Below are 229 nucleotides of genomic sequence, written 5' to 3'. Positions count from 1 at the left end.
CTATGGCGTGATAGGGATGTTCATCGATGGATTGTCGATCATGCTTTTGACGGTCCCGGTTCTGTTTCCCGTCTTCCAGGTCATGGGATATGATCCAATCTGGGTAGGGGTGGTGCTCGTCATGCTGATCGAGCTTGGAGCGCTCACGCCTCCCATGGGACTCAATCTTTTCGCCGTACAGTCCATCAGCAATGCGCCGCTTGGCGTTATCGGGCGGTCGTCGTTGCCC

General features: G+C 55.9%; 1 protein-coding gene. It reads left to right on the top strand.

What is annotated here, in order from left to right; translation table 11 throughout:
* Nucleotides 1-16: 16 nt before the first annotated feature.
* The coding region (locus SB658_RS28245; RefSeq protein ID WP_410603929.1) for a TRAP transporter large permease subunit at nt 17-229 on the top strand (213 nt) is incomplete at its 3' end.

Source organism: Bacillus sp. SIMBA_008, assembly GCF_046535495.1.
Classification (GTDB): Bacteria; Bacillota; Bacilli; order Bacillales; family Bacillaceae; genus Bacillus; species Bacillus subtilis.
Note: the sequence above shows the minus strand (reverse complement) of the source record. Positions and strands in the feature narration are given on the sequence as shown.